Annotated in this window: 14 protein-coding genes; 13 read left to right on the forward strand and 1 reads right to left on the reverse strand. The window is 38.5% G+C overall.

What is annotated here, in order from left to right; all coding sequences use genetic code 11:
• Nucleotides 1–284: 284 nt before the first annotated feature.
• The 8 genes from BLV53_RS10145 to srtB all read left to right on the forward strand — a co-directional run bounded on the left by BLV53_RS10145 (nucleotide 285) and on the right by srtB (nucleotide 11541).
• Entirely contained in the window at nucleotides 285–4292 is a 4008-nt protein-coding gene (locus BLV53_RS10145; RefSeq protein WP_090300479.1) for a vWA domain-containing protein, read from the forward strand.
• A gap of 40 nt (nucleotides 4293–4332) precedes the next feature.
• Nucleotides 4333–5724, forward strand: coding sequence for a SpaA isopeptide-forming pilin-related protein (locus tag BLV53_RS10150; protein ID WP_090300481.1), 1392 nt, complete (start codon nucleotides 4333–4335; stop codon nucleotides 5722–5724).
• A gap of 162 nt (nucleotides 5725–5886) precedes the next feature.
• The gene (locus tag BLV53_RS10155) at nucleotides 5887–6981 is read left to right on the forward strand and encodes a DUF5979 domain-containing protein (RefSeq protein WP_090300483.1); all 1095 of its coding nucleotides are present in this window, start codon (nucleotides 5887–5889) and stop codon (nucleotides 6979–6981) included.
• Nucleotides 6982–7000: 19 nt separating this feature from the next.
• Nucleotides 7001–7504, forward strand: coding sequence for a hypothetical protein (locus tag BLV53_RS10160; protein WP_090300485.1), 504 nt, complete (start codon nucleotides 7001–7003; stop codon nucleotides 7502–7504).
• Nucleotides 7505–7519: 15 nt separating this feature from the next.
• A complete protein-coding gene (locus tag BLV53_RS10165) occupies nucleotides 7520–8245 on the forward strand; it encodes a hypothetical protein (RefSeq protein WP_090300487.1) in 726 nt (241 codons plus the stop codon).
• 16 nt (nucleotides 8246–8261) lie between these two features.
• Nucleotides 8262–9119 (forward strand): hypothetical protein, encoded by an 858-nt coding sequence (locus BLV53_RS10170; protein ID WP_090300489.1) that lies wholly within the window; start codon nucleotides 8262–8264, stop codon nucleotides 9117–9119.
• Nucleotide 9120: 1 nt separating this feature from the next.
• Nucleotides 9121–10173 carry a MucBP domain-containing protein gene (locus BLV53_RS10175; protein ID WP_090300490.1) on the forward strand — a complete coding sequence of 351 codons (1053 nt, stop codon included), beginning with the start codon at nucleotides 9121–9123 and terminating at the stop codon, nucleotides 10171–10173.
• Between the two features lie 126 nt (nucleotides 10174–10299).
• A complete protein-coding gene (gene srtB / locus BLV53_RS10180) occupies nucleotides 10300–11541 on the forward strand; it encodes a class B sortase (protein ID WP_170830819.1) in 1242 nt (413 codons plus the stop codon).
• Nucleotides 11542–11707: 166 nt separating this feature from the next.
• Here srtB and BLV53_RS10185 read toward each other — a convergent pair whose 3' ends face one another.
• The gene (locus BLV53_RS10185) at nucleotides 11708–12301 is read right to left on the reverse strand and encodes a hypothetical protein (protein WP_090300495.1); all 594 of its coding nucleotides are present in this window, start codon (nucleotides 12299–12301) and stop codon (nucleotides 11708–11710) included.
• Nucleotides 12302–12477: 176 nt separating this feature from the next.
• Between BLV53_RS10185 and BLV53_RS10190 the strand changes: the two genes are divergently transcribed.
• The 5 genes from BLV53_RS10190 to trmL all read left to right on the forward strand — a co-directional run bounded on the left by BLV53_RS10190 (nucleotide 12478) and on the right by trmL (nucleotide 17658).
• Entirely contained in the window at nucleotides 12478–14169 is a 1692-nt protein-coding gene (locus tag BLV53_RS10190) for a VanW family protein (RefSeq protein ID WP_090300496.1), read from the forward strand.
• 17 nt (nucleotides 14170–14186) lie between these two features.
• Nucleotides 14187–15176: an AIR synthase family protein gene (locus BLV53_RS10195; protein WP_090300498.1), complete on the forward strand. Its 990-nt coding sequence runs from the start codon at nucleotides 14187–14189 to the stop codon at nucleotides 15174–15176.
• A gap of 213 nt (nucleotides 15177–15389) precedes the next feature.
• Nucleotides 15390–15872: an Lrp/AsnC family transcriptional regulator gene (locus tag BLV53_RS10200; protein ID WP_090300500.1), complete on the forward strand. Its 483-nt coding sequence runs from the start codon at nucleotides 15390–15392 to the stop codon at nucleotides 15870–15872.
• Nucleotides 15869–17041, forward strand: a complete 1173-nt coding sequence (locus BLV53_RS10205; protein WP_090300502.1) for a pyridoxal phosphate-dependent aminotransferase — start codon at nucleotides 15869–15871, stop codon at nucleotides 17039–17041. The genes BLV53_RS10200 and BLV53_RS10205 overlap by 4 nt, the downstream gene beginning before the upstream one ends.
• A 119-nt stretch (nucleotides 17042–17160) precedes the next feature.
• A complete protein-coding gene (gene trmL, locus BLV53_RS10210; RefSeq protein WP_015550828.1) occupies nucleotides 17161–17658 on the forward strand; it encodes a tRNA (uridine(34)/cytosine(34)/5-carboxymethylaminomethyluridine(34)-2'-O)-methyltransferase TrmL in 498 nt (165 codons plus the stop codon).
• Nucleotides 17659–17670: the final 12 nt, after the last annotated feature.

The following is a 17670-nucleotide window of genomic DNA, read 5'->3' on the forward strand; positions in this document are numbered from 1 at the left end:
GAAAAAACTCAGAGGATGCGTAAATCCTCTGATTTTTTTTATGTAAAAATAAGAGGATTGAAAAAAATACTCATATTATGTTGCATGAGGCGTATGTTAATTTGCGGTATATTGTGCATGTTACGGAATATTTGTGTACCTAATAATGGAAATAATTGCCAAAAAACAGAATATTATTGCCAAAATGATGATTTAACAGATAAAAAAGGATATACTACTGTCTATGAAGTTATCCATCATAACTTCTAGGGGATCCGATAGGCTTGGTTAAGTGAGGATGAATTATGAAGAGAAAGAATTTGGTAAATAAAATTATCTCATTAACACTTGTCGTAATACTGTATTTGACTATGTCTGCAAGTTCGTTTGCATACACCGTTATGGATAAAGATGCGAATCATACTGATATAGTGATTCAGGACGAAAACAAGGCGGATGATGTATCAGATGTTTTGGAAGAAAATAAATCTGATACATTAGAGCAGAACATAGAGGCTTTAGAAGAGTCAGAAGCTTTAGAAGAGTCAGAAGCTTTAGAAGAGTCAGAAGCTTTAGTGGAACACAAGCCTGAAACAGAATCATCTGGAAATCAGCCAAGGGGTGGTATCAAAGAAGTGCTTGAAAAAGTTACTGAAGATGCTACTAGTCTTATTGAGACAAAGGAAGATGAAAACAAGTCAGAAGAAATTGTTCCTTCAGCAGAATCAGAAGATTCTCCAAATGAAGAGATATCCGATACTGATGAAACAAAAACTGATATTGACAAAAAAACATTAAATGATGATTCAATATCAAAAAAAATAGACAAGATCAAGAAGAAGGTTGAGGATAAGAAATCAAAGAAAATAAAAGATGCTAAGGAACTGGATGGAGATGAAGAGTCAGAAGATTCAGAAGATTCTGATAAAGACAAAATCCTTGAAGAAGATGAAAAGTTAACCAAAAAGAAAGAATGTGAGCACGAACTTGTTTACATTTCAAATAAAGATGGAACACACAATGTGCATTGTAATAAATGTGATATCGAAGAATACACAGAAAGCTGCGAATATGATGAAAGTGGTGTATGCATCTATTGTGGGGTTAAGAGGTTACCAGATCCTATTTTGACATACGAGGATGATGAGGTAATAGTAAAAGTTTCCGGAGCTGTTCCAGAAAATTCTGATTTAAAGGTGACTGCTATAAAGGAGGATAATGAGGAAACAAGAGAGATTTATGAGAATCTTGAAAACCAGTTAAATAGCAAAGCAGAAGATAAGGCATATGTTGTAACTGGTTTCTTAGCATACGACATTTGTTTTATAAATCAGGAAACAGATGATGAAGTAGAACCTAGTGGTGATGTAAAGGTAACACTAGAGTACAAGGGAGAGGTTCATCAGGGAGAATATTCTAGTGATAATGGTTCTAAAAGCGAGGTCTTGGTTCAACACTTCAATGAAATAACAGATGAGCTTGAGAACCTGACAGAAGCTGGAAAAGCTATTGTAGAAACAACAGATGAGCTAAATGTTACAAGTGCTGAATTTACAAGCGATAGTTTTTCAACCTATGTAATTACTTGGGTTAAAACAGAAAAACGTGAAGTAAAGCTAAATTTAAAGAATAAGCTTGAGGATGGAACAGAACTATCAGTTGGAGCAAATGAGAGAGTACTAAATCCGCCAACAAACAGTAGTGTATCTTATAATATCAAGGACGAATTTGTAGAAAAAAACAAAATAGATGGTTACACCTTTGTAGAAGCAAAATTCGGAGGTTCTACTGTTACAAAAGTTCAAATAACTCCTTCGAATGGTGAATACGCAATCCAACTATTTAATGGAAATAGGCAGGTAGGTGATACCCTTAGAACAAGTTCAGGCAGAACTAAGCTTTATGTGGACATTGATTTGATTTATAGAGCTGATACTAGACTCATAATTACAAATGTTGCAACAGGTGGTGCTGCTATAGATACCACTACAGCTTATACGTATCAGATATTAGATTCAGGCGGTATACCACTTGCAAATCATCCGTATGAGAGTGACAAAATTAGTTCTAATTCTCTAAAAACTAATGAAGAAGGAAAATTAAATATTGCACCAGGTGAGACGGTGAAACTACAAGATTTACCGGATGGTACATATACTATTACAGAGAGTGCAATAACAGGAAAATATTCTTTTGATAAGTTTATAACAAGAATATATCTTGCTGGAACCCAACAGGCCGAGTTTACACCGGATAATATGTCAGCTAGAACGATTCAGGTTGAACTTTCAGAAGCAAATATTCCAAGTATTAAATTTAAAAACTGTTATACCGAAACGAACATTACACCAACACAAACAGCAGAAAAATATAAATACATAAAATATATTGCTTCAAATGATAATTATGAATTGAGTTTCCAGTTCAAAGGCCCTGCTGAAAAAATTGAAACTACAGTAAATGACCAGGAAACATATGATGTTGCGAAAAAGAAAAACGTAGATATAGTACTTGTAATAGACAAGTCATATTCTATGAGAGATGATCCAAGCAGTTCAACGACCAAAAATATTGATTATGTTATTAATGCGGTTGATAGCATGATAACTGTTTTTAAAAGTAAGGATGATATTGATGCCAAATGGAAGGTTGTAGACTTCGGAACCACAGCAAAATTGGTTTCAGGTGCATGGATTAATACGGAAGATGTACAGGCAACAATAAAAAGAGAATACCTTGGTGGCACAAATTATCAAGCAGGTCTTGAGTTGGCACAATCGGAATTGACCTCAGGCGGAAGAAATGATGCGGAAAAAATAGTTATTTTTTTAACTGATGGACATCCTACTCAGTATAATACGGCTTCAGGAACAGGCGGAGGTGGTGCTTACACTAATGTAACAACCTATAATGCATCATTAACTGCTGCAGGGAAAATAAAGTGCTCTCAGTTTTATGTTATAGGTATGAATTTGGGTACGCTGAATGTATACAATTGGTATTGGACCCCGCTTTGGAATTCTAGCGCATTTTCAGAATCTGCACTGGTATTCCTGAACAAGTTGGCAGATAAAGCTACAGCAACAAAAAAAGAAGCTTACAACGTAGCTGCTAATGAGGTGGGAACTTTATTTGCAGGCCTTGCTGGTACTATATCATCAGAATCTACCGGAGGCGTGACCTCTGCTATTAGATACAATTATGCATCTAAAGTAACTATGGTTGACCAGCTTAGTGAATATGCAGACATAGTTCCTGGTTCAGAATTTAGAATTAGTGTTAGTAGAGGTGAAGATGATTCGCCGGTACTTAGACCAGGAGATACTGAGGAGCCAAGAACTTCAGGAGTTATAGGTGCTGACGGCACTATGACTACACCTGCATACTATTATCTTGAAGATAATGTGACACTAGAGGCGAGATATGATTCTGCCACCAAGACCATGAAACTGATTTTCCCTGCGGATTATAAACTTAGCAAGGGTTATCTTTATTCGGTCAAGATGGTCGTCCAGCCTAGCGACGCAGCCTATGAAAAATATATCGAACTAGGTAACAAATATAACGCCGTAGGTGATATTGGAACAGATCACTTTAGCGCAGAAGAGCCTACCTCAGGTGGTAAAGAAGGCTTCTATTCAAACGACGCACAAAATGCAAAGACATATTTCACTTATAAGGGATTACCAGATCATGTAGATTTCCCTAAACCTGTAATTCAGGTTCATATGGAAAATGAGTGGGAAATATATAAAACAGATGGCATTAAAGTGATAGATGATGAAGAAGTTCCTGAAAATATGCTAACAAATGCAAAATTTAATCTGGTCGAATACACTACAAATAGTGATTTAGAAGATGCAGATGAGTCCACCGATGTGAAATCCTACACAGGTATTAGTTCTGGAGATGTTGGCATAAAGGGATTGATTCGATGGTCAAAAGGAGAAAGCACGGAAGCTACATCCATAGAAACAAATAAGACCTATAAGCTCATCGAAACCGATGCACCTACAGGCTACATTAGAAATGCAGATTATTGGATTATTACTTTGGATTCAGACAATAAGCCTACTGTAGAGAAGTTTGATAAATCAGGACTTAGTCAGGGTGAGTATGTAGTAACACCTGTAAGAAATGGAAAAGTAATGACCTACAAATTCTATTTCAAGAATGTTAAAAATGAAACCAATTTACCAAATACTGGAGGAGGTGGAACGACACAATCAAGGAATTTAGGTTACATGCTGATGCTCACAGCGACAGTTATATCATATCTAAATTACTTTAAGCAAAAGAAGCAAAAAAAATAATGTAGTGGAAGTAAATGGGCTATTTTCAAAGGAGGCAAATATGAAAAGAATCAGAAAAATTTTAGTTTTTGCTCTTACCTTTGCCATGGTGCTTGGAATGACAATTACATCATCGGCAGCTGAAAGTGCAACAATCACAATCTCAGGATTGACGGATGGAGCAGTTGTTACTTACAAACAGATTGTAGAGCCAAGTGAAACATCTGCGACGGGTTGGAAAGCAGTAGATCAGCAAGTTGAGACAGCTCTCAAAACCCTTACTACTGAGGCTGAACCAGATCCTATTTTAGGTTATGAGAATGCTTCTGATAGTGATAGAATGGCAGCTCTTTCGGGAATTGCAACATCTACACAGGGTGGTTCAGTAATCACGGTTTCTTCAGCTGGTTTATATTTAATCAATGCAACGGATCCTAATGGAAAATATATCTATAAACCAATGATAGCATCTGTAGGATTTGATTTTGATGATGCTGGTACTCCTTCTCTTAAAAACGCTGCAGTTGTGGCAAAGAAGGGACCAGTAGAAGTTGAAAAAGTTGGTGATACACAGCATATCGAAATTGGTGATATTGTTAATTACACAGTTACATCGATAATTCCTTTTATTCCTGATGGAAGCACAAATCAAGTATTTACCATCACAGATACTATTACAAATGGTGAATTTGTAAAGAATGATGCGGGTGAGTTTCTAGTGAGCCTCACATACGGAAATAAAACAGAAGATAGAGTAGTTGCTGTAACAAAGAATGCTGATGGAAAAGAGACATTTACAATTGATTTATTTGATCTTACACAGCTTAAGGATGATGATGGAAAGACTAATGCAGCTGCTAATACAGAACTTACAATCAAATATTCTGCAAAGGCAACCGATGTAGTAATAACTAATGATGCTTATCCAACATATATGGATAATGTGCCAGGAGAACATGTTTCATTTAAGTCAGTAACTGGTTCTATTACAATTACAAAACTTGGTGAATACGAAGAAAAATTACCAGGAGCTAAATTTGTAATTATAAAGAATGGAAAGTTTGCAAAATTGGCAGAGGAAACTAATAAGCTGACAGGTTGGGTAGATACAATTGGAGATGCTACAAAACTAACAACTGGTGAAGATGGAACGGTAACAGCTTATGGTTTTGATAGAGATGTGGAGAATTACAAGGTACAAGAAGTTGCTGCACCTCCGGGATATTCTCTTAATGGTGATTTAGCAGATGTTAGGTGGATGACTGAGCCATTTACTCAGGATGGTGTATTAATTGAAGATCAGCAGGCTAAAGCAATGGTACAGAATACACAGCTTATCACACTTCCATACACTGGTGGTTCTGGCACAGCTTTATTCACCGCAATCGGTGTTATTCTGATGAGTGTTGCAGCAGGAATATATTTCGCAAACAAAAGAAAAATGTCTAAGTAAACTAATTATAGGGAAGACTCTCCAGCATGGATAAATGCTGGAGGGAGAAATCCCTTTTAAGCTTCATAGTTGAAAGGAGTACATTTGACAAGTGTAATCCTTTGAATAATGAAGAAATCTATAATGAATTTTATGGCCTAGTGGCTTGGAAGGGAGTCGCCAGTGATTAAAGGAATTAATAGAAAAAAAGGTCTGATAGGAATAGTATTAGCTGCAGCCTTGGTTGTAGGAACGTTAGGGGCTCATAGTATTCATGCAGCAGGTAGAGTGGACACTGATGCTACAGTTAAAATCACTGCAAATATAGATTCGGGGGATGGTTCTGTATTCGCATCGGAATATAAGGGAATAGTGGAAATTGGCATATATAAAGTTGCTACTGTAGATGAGGTGGGAACTTCACAACTTTTGGATGAGTTTAATGATGGCACTGTAGATTTATCAGTTCTTAAAATCGATTCTGAAAATAAGCCATCTGTAGAAAATATTACGTCCAAAATTGTAAATCCGGCTAAGGATATTATTGAAAAAAACGGTGATATAGAGCCAACAAGAATTATTACTTTAGATAGAAGTAAAGATGAAAAAACTTCCAGTGTTGACATCGAAGCTGGAGCGGGAATATATCTCTATCTTCCAAAAACCGTAAAGGATGAGAAATATAAATATGAATTTACACCATATATCATCTATGCTCCGACAAGTGATTATATTATGTCAGGCGGTGCAGGCTCAGATGAATGGAAGTATGAGTCTGTGTTTACACTTAAATCAAAAGCTACACCGCTATATGGCTCACTAAAGATTATTAAGCACCTGGATAAATTTAATGAGAACCTTCAGGCACAAAGTTTCGTATATACGGTAAAAGCTGTGTTGGATGGCGAAACAGTATTTAACTCGGTTTATAAAATTGATATGAATGGAGCAGGATCGGCAGAGAAGGTTGTAAACAAAATACCGGTGCAGGCTATAGTAACAGTTACTGAAAGCTATGCAGGTTCAAGTTACATCTCGACAGACGAAAGCAATGTAAAGACAGTTGATGGAATAGTGGCAAATGAAATAAAGACAGTTGAATTCAACAACACCTACAACGGAAAAAATATAATAGGTGGTATTGCAGCAGAAAACCAGTTTGTTGTTGAAAATGGTGTTACCTATTGGATTGATGAAAATGGTGACAAGATACCTCAAACAAAGCCAATAAACCAGGATTTGGAGCCAGAGGTACCGCAAGAAGAACTACCACAATAAGAGAGTGAGGTAAACGGGTATGAAGAGAAAGTGGTTAATACTAGCTGCGCTGGCAGTAGTCACACTAAGTACGATAGCTGTAACTCCTTCTATAGCTTACTTCACCGATACTGTACAGACTAATGGAGCAATTGAAGTAAAACTTGGTGATGGCAAGCCAAAGATTGATGAAGAAGTAAAAAACATGACTAAATATGTCACCATTAAAAATACTGGTGATTATGATATTTTTGTTAGAGCAAAAGCTATTTATCCTGATAATTGTACTTTAACCTTACAAAAAGAATCAGGATGGGAGCAGGGTGAAGGTGGTTATTATTATTATGAAGCACCCTTAGCACCAGGTAAGTCAACAGGCTCTCAGCTGAAACTAAAAATAACAAAAAATACAGATTTAGATTTAGACTTTAATGTGGTAATTGTCCAAGAAGCTACAAAGGTGGTTTACGATGAAGATGGTAACGCAACACCTGCCGATTGGACCAATCCTATATCTTCTGAAACAGAAATTCCAAATGATTAATAAGGAGGGATGAGTATGAAAAAAATAAATAAACGCCCTCTTGTGATTCTGGCACTTGGAATTTTAATTGTGGGTGCAAGTACAGTAACTGCCACAAGAGCAGCTATTGTTTACCAGACAGAGGCGGAGAGAGTAAATTTTTCTACAGCTGTATTTTCAGTTGATTTACAGGAAAATGTAGATGGCAAGTATGTTTCTCTTGATGATAAGACAGGTCTTCAGTTTCCTGAGATTAAAAAAGATGGTTCTCTTAAAATAGGAAAGAAATACACAGAGGATGTAAAGGTTGTTAATAACTCTAATCCTGATACAGGCTATAGTGAATATGTCAGAGTAGTCGTTAGAAAAAGCTGGGTTAGAAATGATAAAAAGCAAACAATTTTAGATCCGGAATTGATCAACATAGAAACAGCCAGTGGATGGATAGAGAATAAAGCTGAGTCTACAGATGAGATGTCAGTGTATTATAGAACCACTCCACTAGCCTGTGGTGAAGAAGCACCTTTTATCACTTCAGTGACTATTAACAGTGACATAACAAAATATGTTACAAATGTTGGAACTGAAACCGCTATTAAAAATGAATACACATACAATGGCGAATCAGCAAATATAGAACTTCAGGCAGATGCGGTTCAAACTCATAATGCAAAAGATGCAATGTATGCAGCATGGGGGGTAAAAGCAGAGTTTACAGCTGAGGATGATGGAAATATAACAAGCATTAGTCCTGTAGAATAGGAGAAAGGAGCAAGATATGAAGAATAAAATACTAAATTTAGTTCTTGCTCTGGCCCTTACATTATCGGGATTGGCTGGAACAAATAATATAGTTCTTGCTAAAAGCCAGACTGCAAGCTGGGATGTGACCTATACAGGAAGCAAGCTTGAATCCACCTATGATGTTTCTAAAAGTACTATCACAAATATGATGCCTGGAGATGAAATTACATATTCTGTAGGCTATAAGAATGATTCGGGTAAGGCTGTAGATTTTTATCTAAGTACAGATATTATAAACTCCCTTGAAGACAAAAGTGCCGATGGAGCAGATTCAAGTGCAGCCTCAGGTGGTGCCTATTCTTACAAAATCAGCAACCTGATAGATGGACAGGAAAAAGTGATTTATGATAGCGAAGTACTTGGTGGAGAAAGTGCTGTAAAAGGTCTCAATCAGGTGAAAAATAGTTTAGAGGATGGAAAGGCGGCTTATATTGGCCTAGGGCAGATAGCAAATGGCAATCAAGGGATTATAAAGGTTGATATTAAGCTGGATGGCAATTCTCAAGACAATTCCTATATGTACACGCTTGCTACACTGGATGTGAGATTCGGTGTAGAGGAAGTTAAAACATCATCTAATAATACAAAGGTAGTGGATGAAGTTATTACCAGAGATGTAGTTTATACTCTTCCAGGAGACCAACAGGTAGTAGTTATTGACGATCCAAATATCCCACTGGATGGTGGCCCAGTAGCCGGTATTGGTGGCAGTCCTGTAACAGGTGATTCGCTTGTGCCTATTATCGGATGTACGGTAGGTTTGCTGGTGGGAACGATGCTTATAGGCTGCTATTTTATCGTAGTAAAGAAAAATAGGGAGGAGGTAGCCTGATATGAAGCTAAAGAAACAGTTAGCTAGTTTAATACTGACATTTGCTTTCGTATTTGTCGGATTTATCTCTGTAACAGATATGGTTTCCGCGGCTGAAAGTGAAGGCTACACTTACACTATTAAAATTATCCTTGGTGGAACAGGGGAGGAAGGCGCAAGTTTTGTAAATTCAGATGGAGATTGTTTAAAATTTTCCGGATTAGAATATGGGCAGACATTTACTTTTAATCCAAAGGATGAAGTCAAAATTACTCCTAAGACCACAAAAGATGAGGCTGGTAACGAAGCAGCTTTTTCAAAATATTATGTAAAGGGAATGCGAAGAAGCGGTGCCAATGATGCAATCACAGAATCTGCCTTCAAAGTAACTCAGGATGAAACTTTTGTAATAGCTTACGGCGTTGGTTCTGTTGTGCCCTATGTAGTAAGATTTGTTGATGGTTCTGGAAATCCTCTTCTTGCTGATGCTACATATTATGGAGCTGCAGGAGAACAGGTTTCAGTACCTTCCAGATATATCGATGGTTATACTCCAGATAAACTTAATGAAACTATTGCTTCACTTAAAGAAAACCAGATAGTTACATTTACCTATGCAAGAAATACTGGTGGAGGTGGCGGTGGAACTATTTACAATACCTCTGAACGTGTAAATTATAGAACTGTTCAGGGTGAGGGCAATCAGGTTACACAGACAGTACCAGCCGGTCAGGCTGAAAATGCAGCTGGTGTCACAAATAACAGAAATCAGAATGCAGGACAAAATCCTCAGACCCCTAATGCAGCTCAGGATGAAGCAGGAAATGCTGGTGCCGCTGATGCAGAGGCAGATGTAGATGAAATACAGATAGGAGATACAGAGGTTCCTTTGGCTGGAGAAGATACAACTACCATTCCAGACGATGAGACTCCGAAGGGTGGAGAAGAGAATAATCCTCGTCAAATAAACTATTTTAGATATCTCATTATATTGATATTAATAGCAATATTTATAATTCTTATGACCTTGATTGGAATTTATAAGGTTGAAACTGAGAAAAGACGTAGAAAATAAGATATAACAGCTCTTTTAGATAGGGGAAAATCTTTTAGTAGAAGAAAAGGCAGCTTTATTTTAAGGTTGTCTTTTTTTCTGCAAAAGAAAGAATTATGTGGTAGGATGTTGCTAAAGGAGAGAATAATGAAAAAACTAGGGAATATTATAATTATTTTACTGATATTTATTTGTGCACCAATAGCTATTCCAAAGTTTATAGGATTTGGGGAGTTCAATGTTATATCAGGTTCCATGGAACCGGAAATACCTGTGGGTTCCTTAGTATATGTAAAACCAACTGAATTCGATGATCTAAAGGAAAGAGACATTATTGCTTTCGAATCTGGTGCAAGCGTAGTTACCCATAGAATAGTTTCTATTGAAAAAGATAACCAGTTAATTACTACAAAAGGTGATGCCAATTCTAACCCGGATTTTATGCCTGTGGCCTACACTAATATAATAGGTAGGGTTTCGCTACATATTCCGTTTTTGGGTTATGTGGCAGCAGGGCTTTCTAAACCTATTGGAAAGCTTATAGCTGCAATCATTTTAATCATAGGAATTCTCCTGACAAATTTTAGTGAAAAGTTGGCAAATAAAGATTGTAAAACAGAACGGGGTGCAAAACAATCTGTAAATCCTAATTTATTTTTAGCTTTAGGAATCGTAATTGTTCTTGGTTCCCTAGGTGGTTTTTTATACATTTTTTTAGGATACCAAAAAGATAAGGATTATTATGCGGAGATTCAGGATGAATATTTTAAGTGGCCGTACCAGCAGTATCCAGAAGGACCTCAAGGAGGTGAGTTTCCCTGGTACGAATCAATGTACGTTGACTTAGAGGGATTGCAGCAAATAAATTCGGATGTTATAGGATGGATATATATTGAAGGAACAGATATAAATTATCCTGTTTTATATTCAGGTGATGATACTGCCTATCTACGCACCAATCTAAATAAGGAACATGCTAATGCAGGTAGTATTTTTTTGGAAGGGTATAATCTTCCAGACTGGAGTGATAGTCACAATATCATCTATGGTCACAACATGAGGGATTTATCTATGTTTGGAAAACTCAAATATTACAAATCCGATGATAGTTTTTACGATGACCACAAATATTTTCAAATTATTACTAAAGAAGGAAGACAGCGCTACGAGATTTTTTCATATTTTGATACGGAGGCTGCTTCCTGGGTATACACGGTTCCATATTATGACAATCAGGAATTCGCAGATTACATAGAAAAACTAAATGCAGATTCCTACAAAAAAACTGGTGTAGAAGTAAAATCCTCTGATAAGGTGGTAACCTTGTCCACCTGCTCTGATACTGGTATACGATTTACTGTTCATGGTGTTTTGGTGGACACACAATAGTAGCAGATGTAGTTCTACTGGCTAATGATTTGGCAGCTCCTACTCTTAAATGGAGAGGACATACCATACTTGGAATAACAATGCTAGCTGGATTTTTGCGATTGGTAAAGTGAAAAAAGAGAAATAAATAATAAAGCCTGCAGAGGATTTTCCCTGCAGGCTGTTTTTAACTGATTTTTTGAAGGATTGCATCCTTAAGAAACAACGAACTTTGTTCAACCTGGTTTTTAAGTAAATCAAGCTTTGTATCCATTTGCCTGGCTTTGTAGCACTGAGCCAGCATAGTGTAGGACTCGCTGATATCAGTGCCAGCACCAACTGCAAATTCAAGCACTGAAATCACATCATCTATACGCTCGGCCTCCATCAGGCTTTCAGCATATTTGTTCAAAAGTACGCAGGTTCTATCAAAATCATCCCCAATTTTGCTCATAGTTTCAAAATTTGGCACTCCGTAGGCCAGCTTAAGGTCTGTGTTTGTCATACCTGTAAGGTTTAAAAGTCTATGAGTAGACAATTCCTGTAATTCTTTTTCGATTTCAATTACTTTTTCGTCGCTACTAAAATTTAATGGAAATTTCTCTATTGGAATGGTAATATATCTTAGATTAGATATATCTTTTGCAGGGGTGATGTTAGCCTGGCGTTCTCTTTCCCAGAATTCATTTTCCTGCTGCTCACGCTTGGCTTTCAGATAGTTTAGTCTCAAAGCCAAAAGTACTACAAATAATAAGAAAAAAGGTAAAATAGGAAAGCCCATGGCGACTCCTTTATAAATAATAAGAGGTGTTAATATGAAACGTTCAAAAAAACATCAGCTTGTAGCCAGCATTGTTTTAGTGGTTGTAGTTTTAAGTATGCTCATTACCACTATTGCCGCTGCTCTCATATAATTATTCTAAAAATATATGGTTTTAATGTCAAATAGAGGATGTTATGAAAAGAAAAATTATATCATTATTACTAGCGACAACACTAACCATAGCCGTCCCTACTACAGCTATGGCGGAAGAAGTAGATACTGCCACTGAAGAACAGGCCAATGAACAGGCCGAAGCAGTAGAGGAAGAAGTAGTTACTGATAATCGTATAATTCCTGATGGAATCACCATTGGAGGTATTGATGTATCTGGCAAGACTGTCACTGAGGCAGAGGATGCCATTCATTCATATTTTGCAGAATATGATGATGTGGCCTTCACACTTACAGCCAATGATCAGTCCATAAGCGCTACAGGTGGTGACCTTTCCATTGGTGCTAAAAATTCAGATATTGCAGCTAAGGCAGCCACCTTTGGCAGCTATGGAAATATAGCTGAGCGTTTCAAAGCAAATAAAGATATTTCAGAGGGGCGAGGCAAAGAGTTTGCATTGTCTCGTGGAGCAGATGTGAATGGTATTATTTCCTTTCTTAAATCTGCATCATCTCAGGTAAATGACGAGGCCAGCGATGATTACCTTACCCGTGAAAATGACCAGTTTGTTTTTCACGAGGGTAAATCAGGTGTGGTTGTTCAGATTGAGGAATCTGCAGCAGTCCTTAAAAATTTCATCGAAAATGAATGGGATGGTAATGAGGCAACAGTAGACCTTGTTACAGAGATAAAGGAACCACGTGGAAGCAAGGAAGAGCTTGCTGAAATCAAGGATTTGCTTGGTGCATTTTCCACAGATTACAGCTCATCATCTTCAGCCAGAAAAAACAACGTGGCAAACGGTGTAAGCTTTATTAATGGCACAATCCTTTATCCAGGAGATGAGCTTTCAGTATTAAATACCATCACACCTTTCTCTGCAGAAAACGGCTACATGCTTGCCGGCTCTTACGAAAACGGTACCACTGTTGAGACCTATGGTGGAGGTATCTGCCAGGTTTCTACCACGCTGTATGGCGCAGTACGTGCAGCAGAGCTTGGGGTTGTTACCAGAAGTGCTCATTCCATGATTGTCACATATGTAAAGCCTTCTATGGATGCAGCCATTTCAGAGTCTGGCAGCAAGGATTTTCAGATTAAAAACAACAAAAATTATCCTATCTACATAGAAGGGCATTGCGACGGAAGCAATGTTTATTTCAACATATATGGTAAGGAAGAGGATGACGCGGGACATTCAGTAGATTATGAAACAGAAATCACTGCTGTAAATGTCCAGAACACCACCTGGGTGGCAGATCCAAACGTTCCTCTCGGTAAAATGACTACCACAGTGAGTGGACATACAGGATACACAGCCCGCCTTTGGAAAATCGTATATGAAAATGGTGAAGAAGTCAGCCGTGATGTGTACAACAACAGCAAATACAATCCATCTAACAGAACTGTTACAGTAGGTATTGCATCAGCAGATCCAAATCTTTCTTATGCTATGCTTCAGGCTGTTGCATCACAGAATCCTACAACTATCGCAAATGCGATAGCGACCTACGCACCGGGAATTGGAAATTCTACATCATTTACAATAACACCAAAGTACCAGGTAACAAATCCTACAGACACAACTACAAAGTCAAACACAACAACTACTACACCTAGTACATCAGCTCCATCTACACAGACAGCACCAGCCACAGAGGCAGCACCTGCTACAGAGGAGCCAGCAGGTACGGCAGATGCACCTGCTATCTAATAAATAAAGGCAATAATATGGAAATTGGAAAACTACCAGAGAGCGTACTTAAGCGCTCTGTCATAAAACAACTACATGTAAAAAGACCGGAGGTTTCAAGCGGTCCAAGTGTTGGCGAGGACTGTGCAACAGTTCAGCTGGCACCTGATGAGGAAATGGTTTTATCCACAGACCCTATCACAGGAACAGCGTCAGATATTGGTGAGCTTGCAGTTACTATTTCGGTAAATGACCTAGCTTCAGCGGGAGCAGAGCCTGTAGGTATTTTGCTTACAGTGCTTCTTACACCACGCATGAGAGAAGCCAAACTAAAGCACATCATGGAGCAGGTTGATGCAGCCTGCAAACGCTACAATGTTCAGGTTATTGGCGGTCACACTGAAGTCACAGAAGCAGTCAATCAGCCTATCATTTCTGTCACAGCAGTGGGCAAGGTAAAAAAAGGCCAGATGGTTTCAACCGCCGGCGCCAAGCCGGATATGGATATCGTAATTACGAAATGGATTGGCCTTGAAGGCACATCTATAATTGCAAAGGACCACGAGGCTGAGCTTCTTACCAGATTACCACAGTCCCTTATAGATACAGCAAAGGGCTTTGATAAATATTTAAGTGTTCTCCCTGAAAGTAAAATCGCTGTTGAACACGGAGTAGCTGCCATGCACGATATCACTGAAGGCGGTATTTTTGGAGCACTCTGGGAGATGGGTGAAGCATCAGGTGTTGGTCTTGATGTGGATTTAAAATCCATCCCAGTAAAGCAGGAGACCATAGAGGTATGTGAGTTTTTTGGCATCAATCCATACGAGCTTATCTCATCTGGTTCAATGCTAATAGCCACCAGTGATGGCACTGGTCTGGTCAGAAAACTTGCGGACGCGGGGGTAGCATCCGCCATTATCGGGAAGTCCAACTCTTCAAACGACCGTCGCATCCTAAGCGGTGATGAAGTACGCTTCCTAGAACCGCCAAAGACCGACGCGCTATATAACGTAAATGCGAACTGAAAGTAATGTATAACTAAAAACATATTTATTATTGGCCACCATACAGATTAACGACTCTAGGTGAGCCCGTAGGCTACAAACTATATATCTCTTAAGCGAAGCATTCCAAGCTGAGCGTAGAGATATATAGTTTGCAGCCGTAACGGGCGGACTAAATTATTTGACTTCACCTAAAGCTGTAGTCTGTTGTCAGTGGCAGACAAGGGGTGAAAAATGAGAGAAAAGATTTTAACTTACATTGAGCATAACAGCAGAATAGATTTAGAGGATTTAGCAATGATGCTTGGCTGTGACCAGGCTACAGTAGTTAACGAGCTTGAGCGCATGGAGAAGGAGCACATCATTTGCGGTTATCCTACACTTATCAACTGGGAAAAGGCCAGCGTTGAAAAGGTTTCAGCACTTATTGAGGTACGTGTAACTCCACAGAGAGGAATGGGCTTTGACAAGGTTGCTGAACGCATTTATAACTATCCAGAGGTTGATGCTGTATATCTTATTTCAGGAAGCTATGATTTCATGGTTTCAATCGAGGGTCACACACTTAGAGAGGTAGCAGATTTCGTTTCTGCAAAGCTTTCTCCGCTTGACTCAGTGCTTTCTACACAGACCAACTTTGTCCTTAAGAAATACAAGGACCACGGTATTATCATGGCAGAAAAGCACGCTGATGAGAGGGAGAAGGTGAGCTTATGAGAAACCCTCTAAACAAAACTATTACAGAAATTAAGCCATCAGGTATCCGAAAGTTTTTTGACATTGTTGCTGAGATGCCAGAGGCTATTTCGCTCGGTGTAGGCGAACCAGATTTTGATACACCATGGAAAGTTAGAGATGAAGCCATTTATTCTCTTGAGAGAGGACGTACATTCTATACCTCAAACTCTGGTCTTAAGGAGCTTCGTATAGAAATCGCAGATTTTTTAAAGCGTCACTATGATTTGCATTACGACCCACTTACAGAAATGCTTATGACTGTAGGTGGTTCCGAGGGTATTGATGTTGCACTTCGTGCAATGCTTGATCCAGGAGATGAGGTACTCATTCCTCAGCCTAGCTACGTTTCCTACGAGCCATGTACTATTTTAGCTGGTGGTGTACCAGTTCCAATTCCCCTCAAGGAAGAAAACGAATTCCGTCTCAAGCCAGAGGAATTAGAGGCTGCTATTACTGATAAAACAAAGATATTAATTATGCCATTCCCTAACAACCCAACAGGCGCTGTTATGGAAAAATCAGATTTAGAGCCAATCGTTGAAATAGTTAAAAAGCACGATTTATTTGTGCTTACAGATGAAATTTACGGTGAGCTCACATACACAGGAGAGGGACACGTATCCATCGCTGCATTCCCTGGCATGAAGGAACGTACAATCTATATCAATGGTTTTTCAAAGAGCCATGCCATGACAGGATGGAGACTTGGTTATGTTTGTGCACCAAAGGAAATCACAATACAGATGACAAAAATCCATCAGTTTGCTATTATGTGTGCACCTACCACTAGCCAGTACGCAGCTGTTACTGCAATCCGTGACTGTGATGAGGATGTAGCAAACATGCGAGAAGAGTACAATGACAGACGTCGTTATTTGCTCAATCGCTTTAAAAAGATGAACATAAAATGTTTTGAGCCATATGGAGCTTTCTACATTTTCCCATCTATTGCTGAGTTTGGCATGACATCAGAAGAATTCTGTACTCGTCTGCTCAAGGAAAAAGAGGTAGCAGTAGTACCAGGCACAGCTTTTGGAGACAGTGGTGAGGGTAATGTGCGTATTTCTTATGCATATTCTCTTGAGGCGTTAAAAAAAGCCATGGACCGCATTGAAGAATTCGTTGAAGAATTACGTATACAAGAATAAAAAAAGTAATAAACTAAGGAGCAAAATGTAGGTGACAATCTCATGTCTCTTAAGCGAAGCGTTCTAAGCTGAGCGTAGAGATGTGAGATTGTTACCGTAACATTTTGAGCAAAGACTATATGTTAAATATTATATTACACGAGCCGGAAATTCCTGCAAACACAGGAAATATCGGCCGCACCTGCTGTGCCACTGGCACACGCTTACACTTGATTGAGCCACTTGGTTTTGTTCTCACAGACAAAACAGTTAAGCGTGCAGGTATGGATTACTGGGACAAGCTTGAAGTATTTCGCTATGATGATTGGGATGACTTCAAAGCAAAGAATCCAGATGCAAAGATTTATATGGCCACCACAAAGGCCAAGCGAACTCACACCGAAGTGAATTATGAACCAGACTGCTACATAATGTTTGGCAAGGAAAGTGCAGGCATTCCTGAGGAAATCCTTGTAGACAATGAGGAGAATTGTGTTCGCATTCCAATGGGGCATGATATTCGCTCACTTAATCTGTCAAATTCTGTTGCCATCATATTGTATGAGGCGCTCAGACAAAATGACTTCCTTGGACTTGAAACCGAGGGTAATTTACATAGACTCAACTGGAAAGAATAAAGGAATAGTGGG

Source organism: Pseudobutyrivibrio sp. ACV-2 (assembly GCF_900107545.1).
Lineage (GTDB): Bacteria > Bacillota > Clostridia > Lachnospirales > Lachnospiraceae > Pseudobutyrivibrio.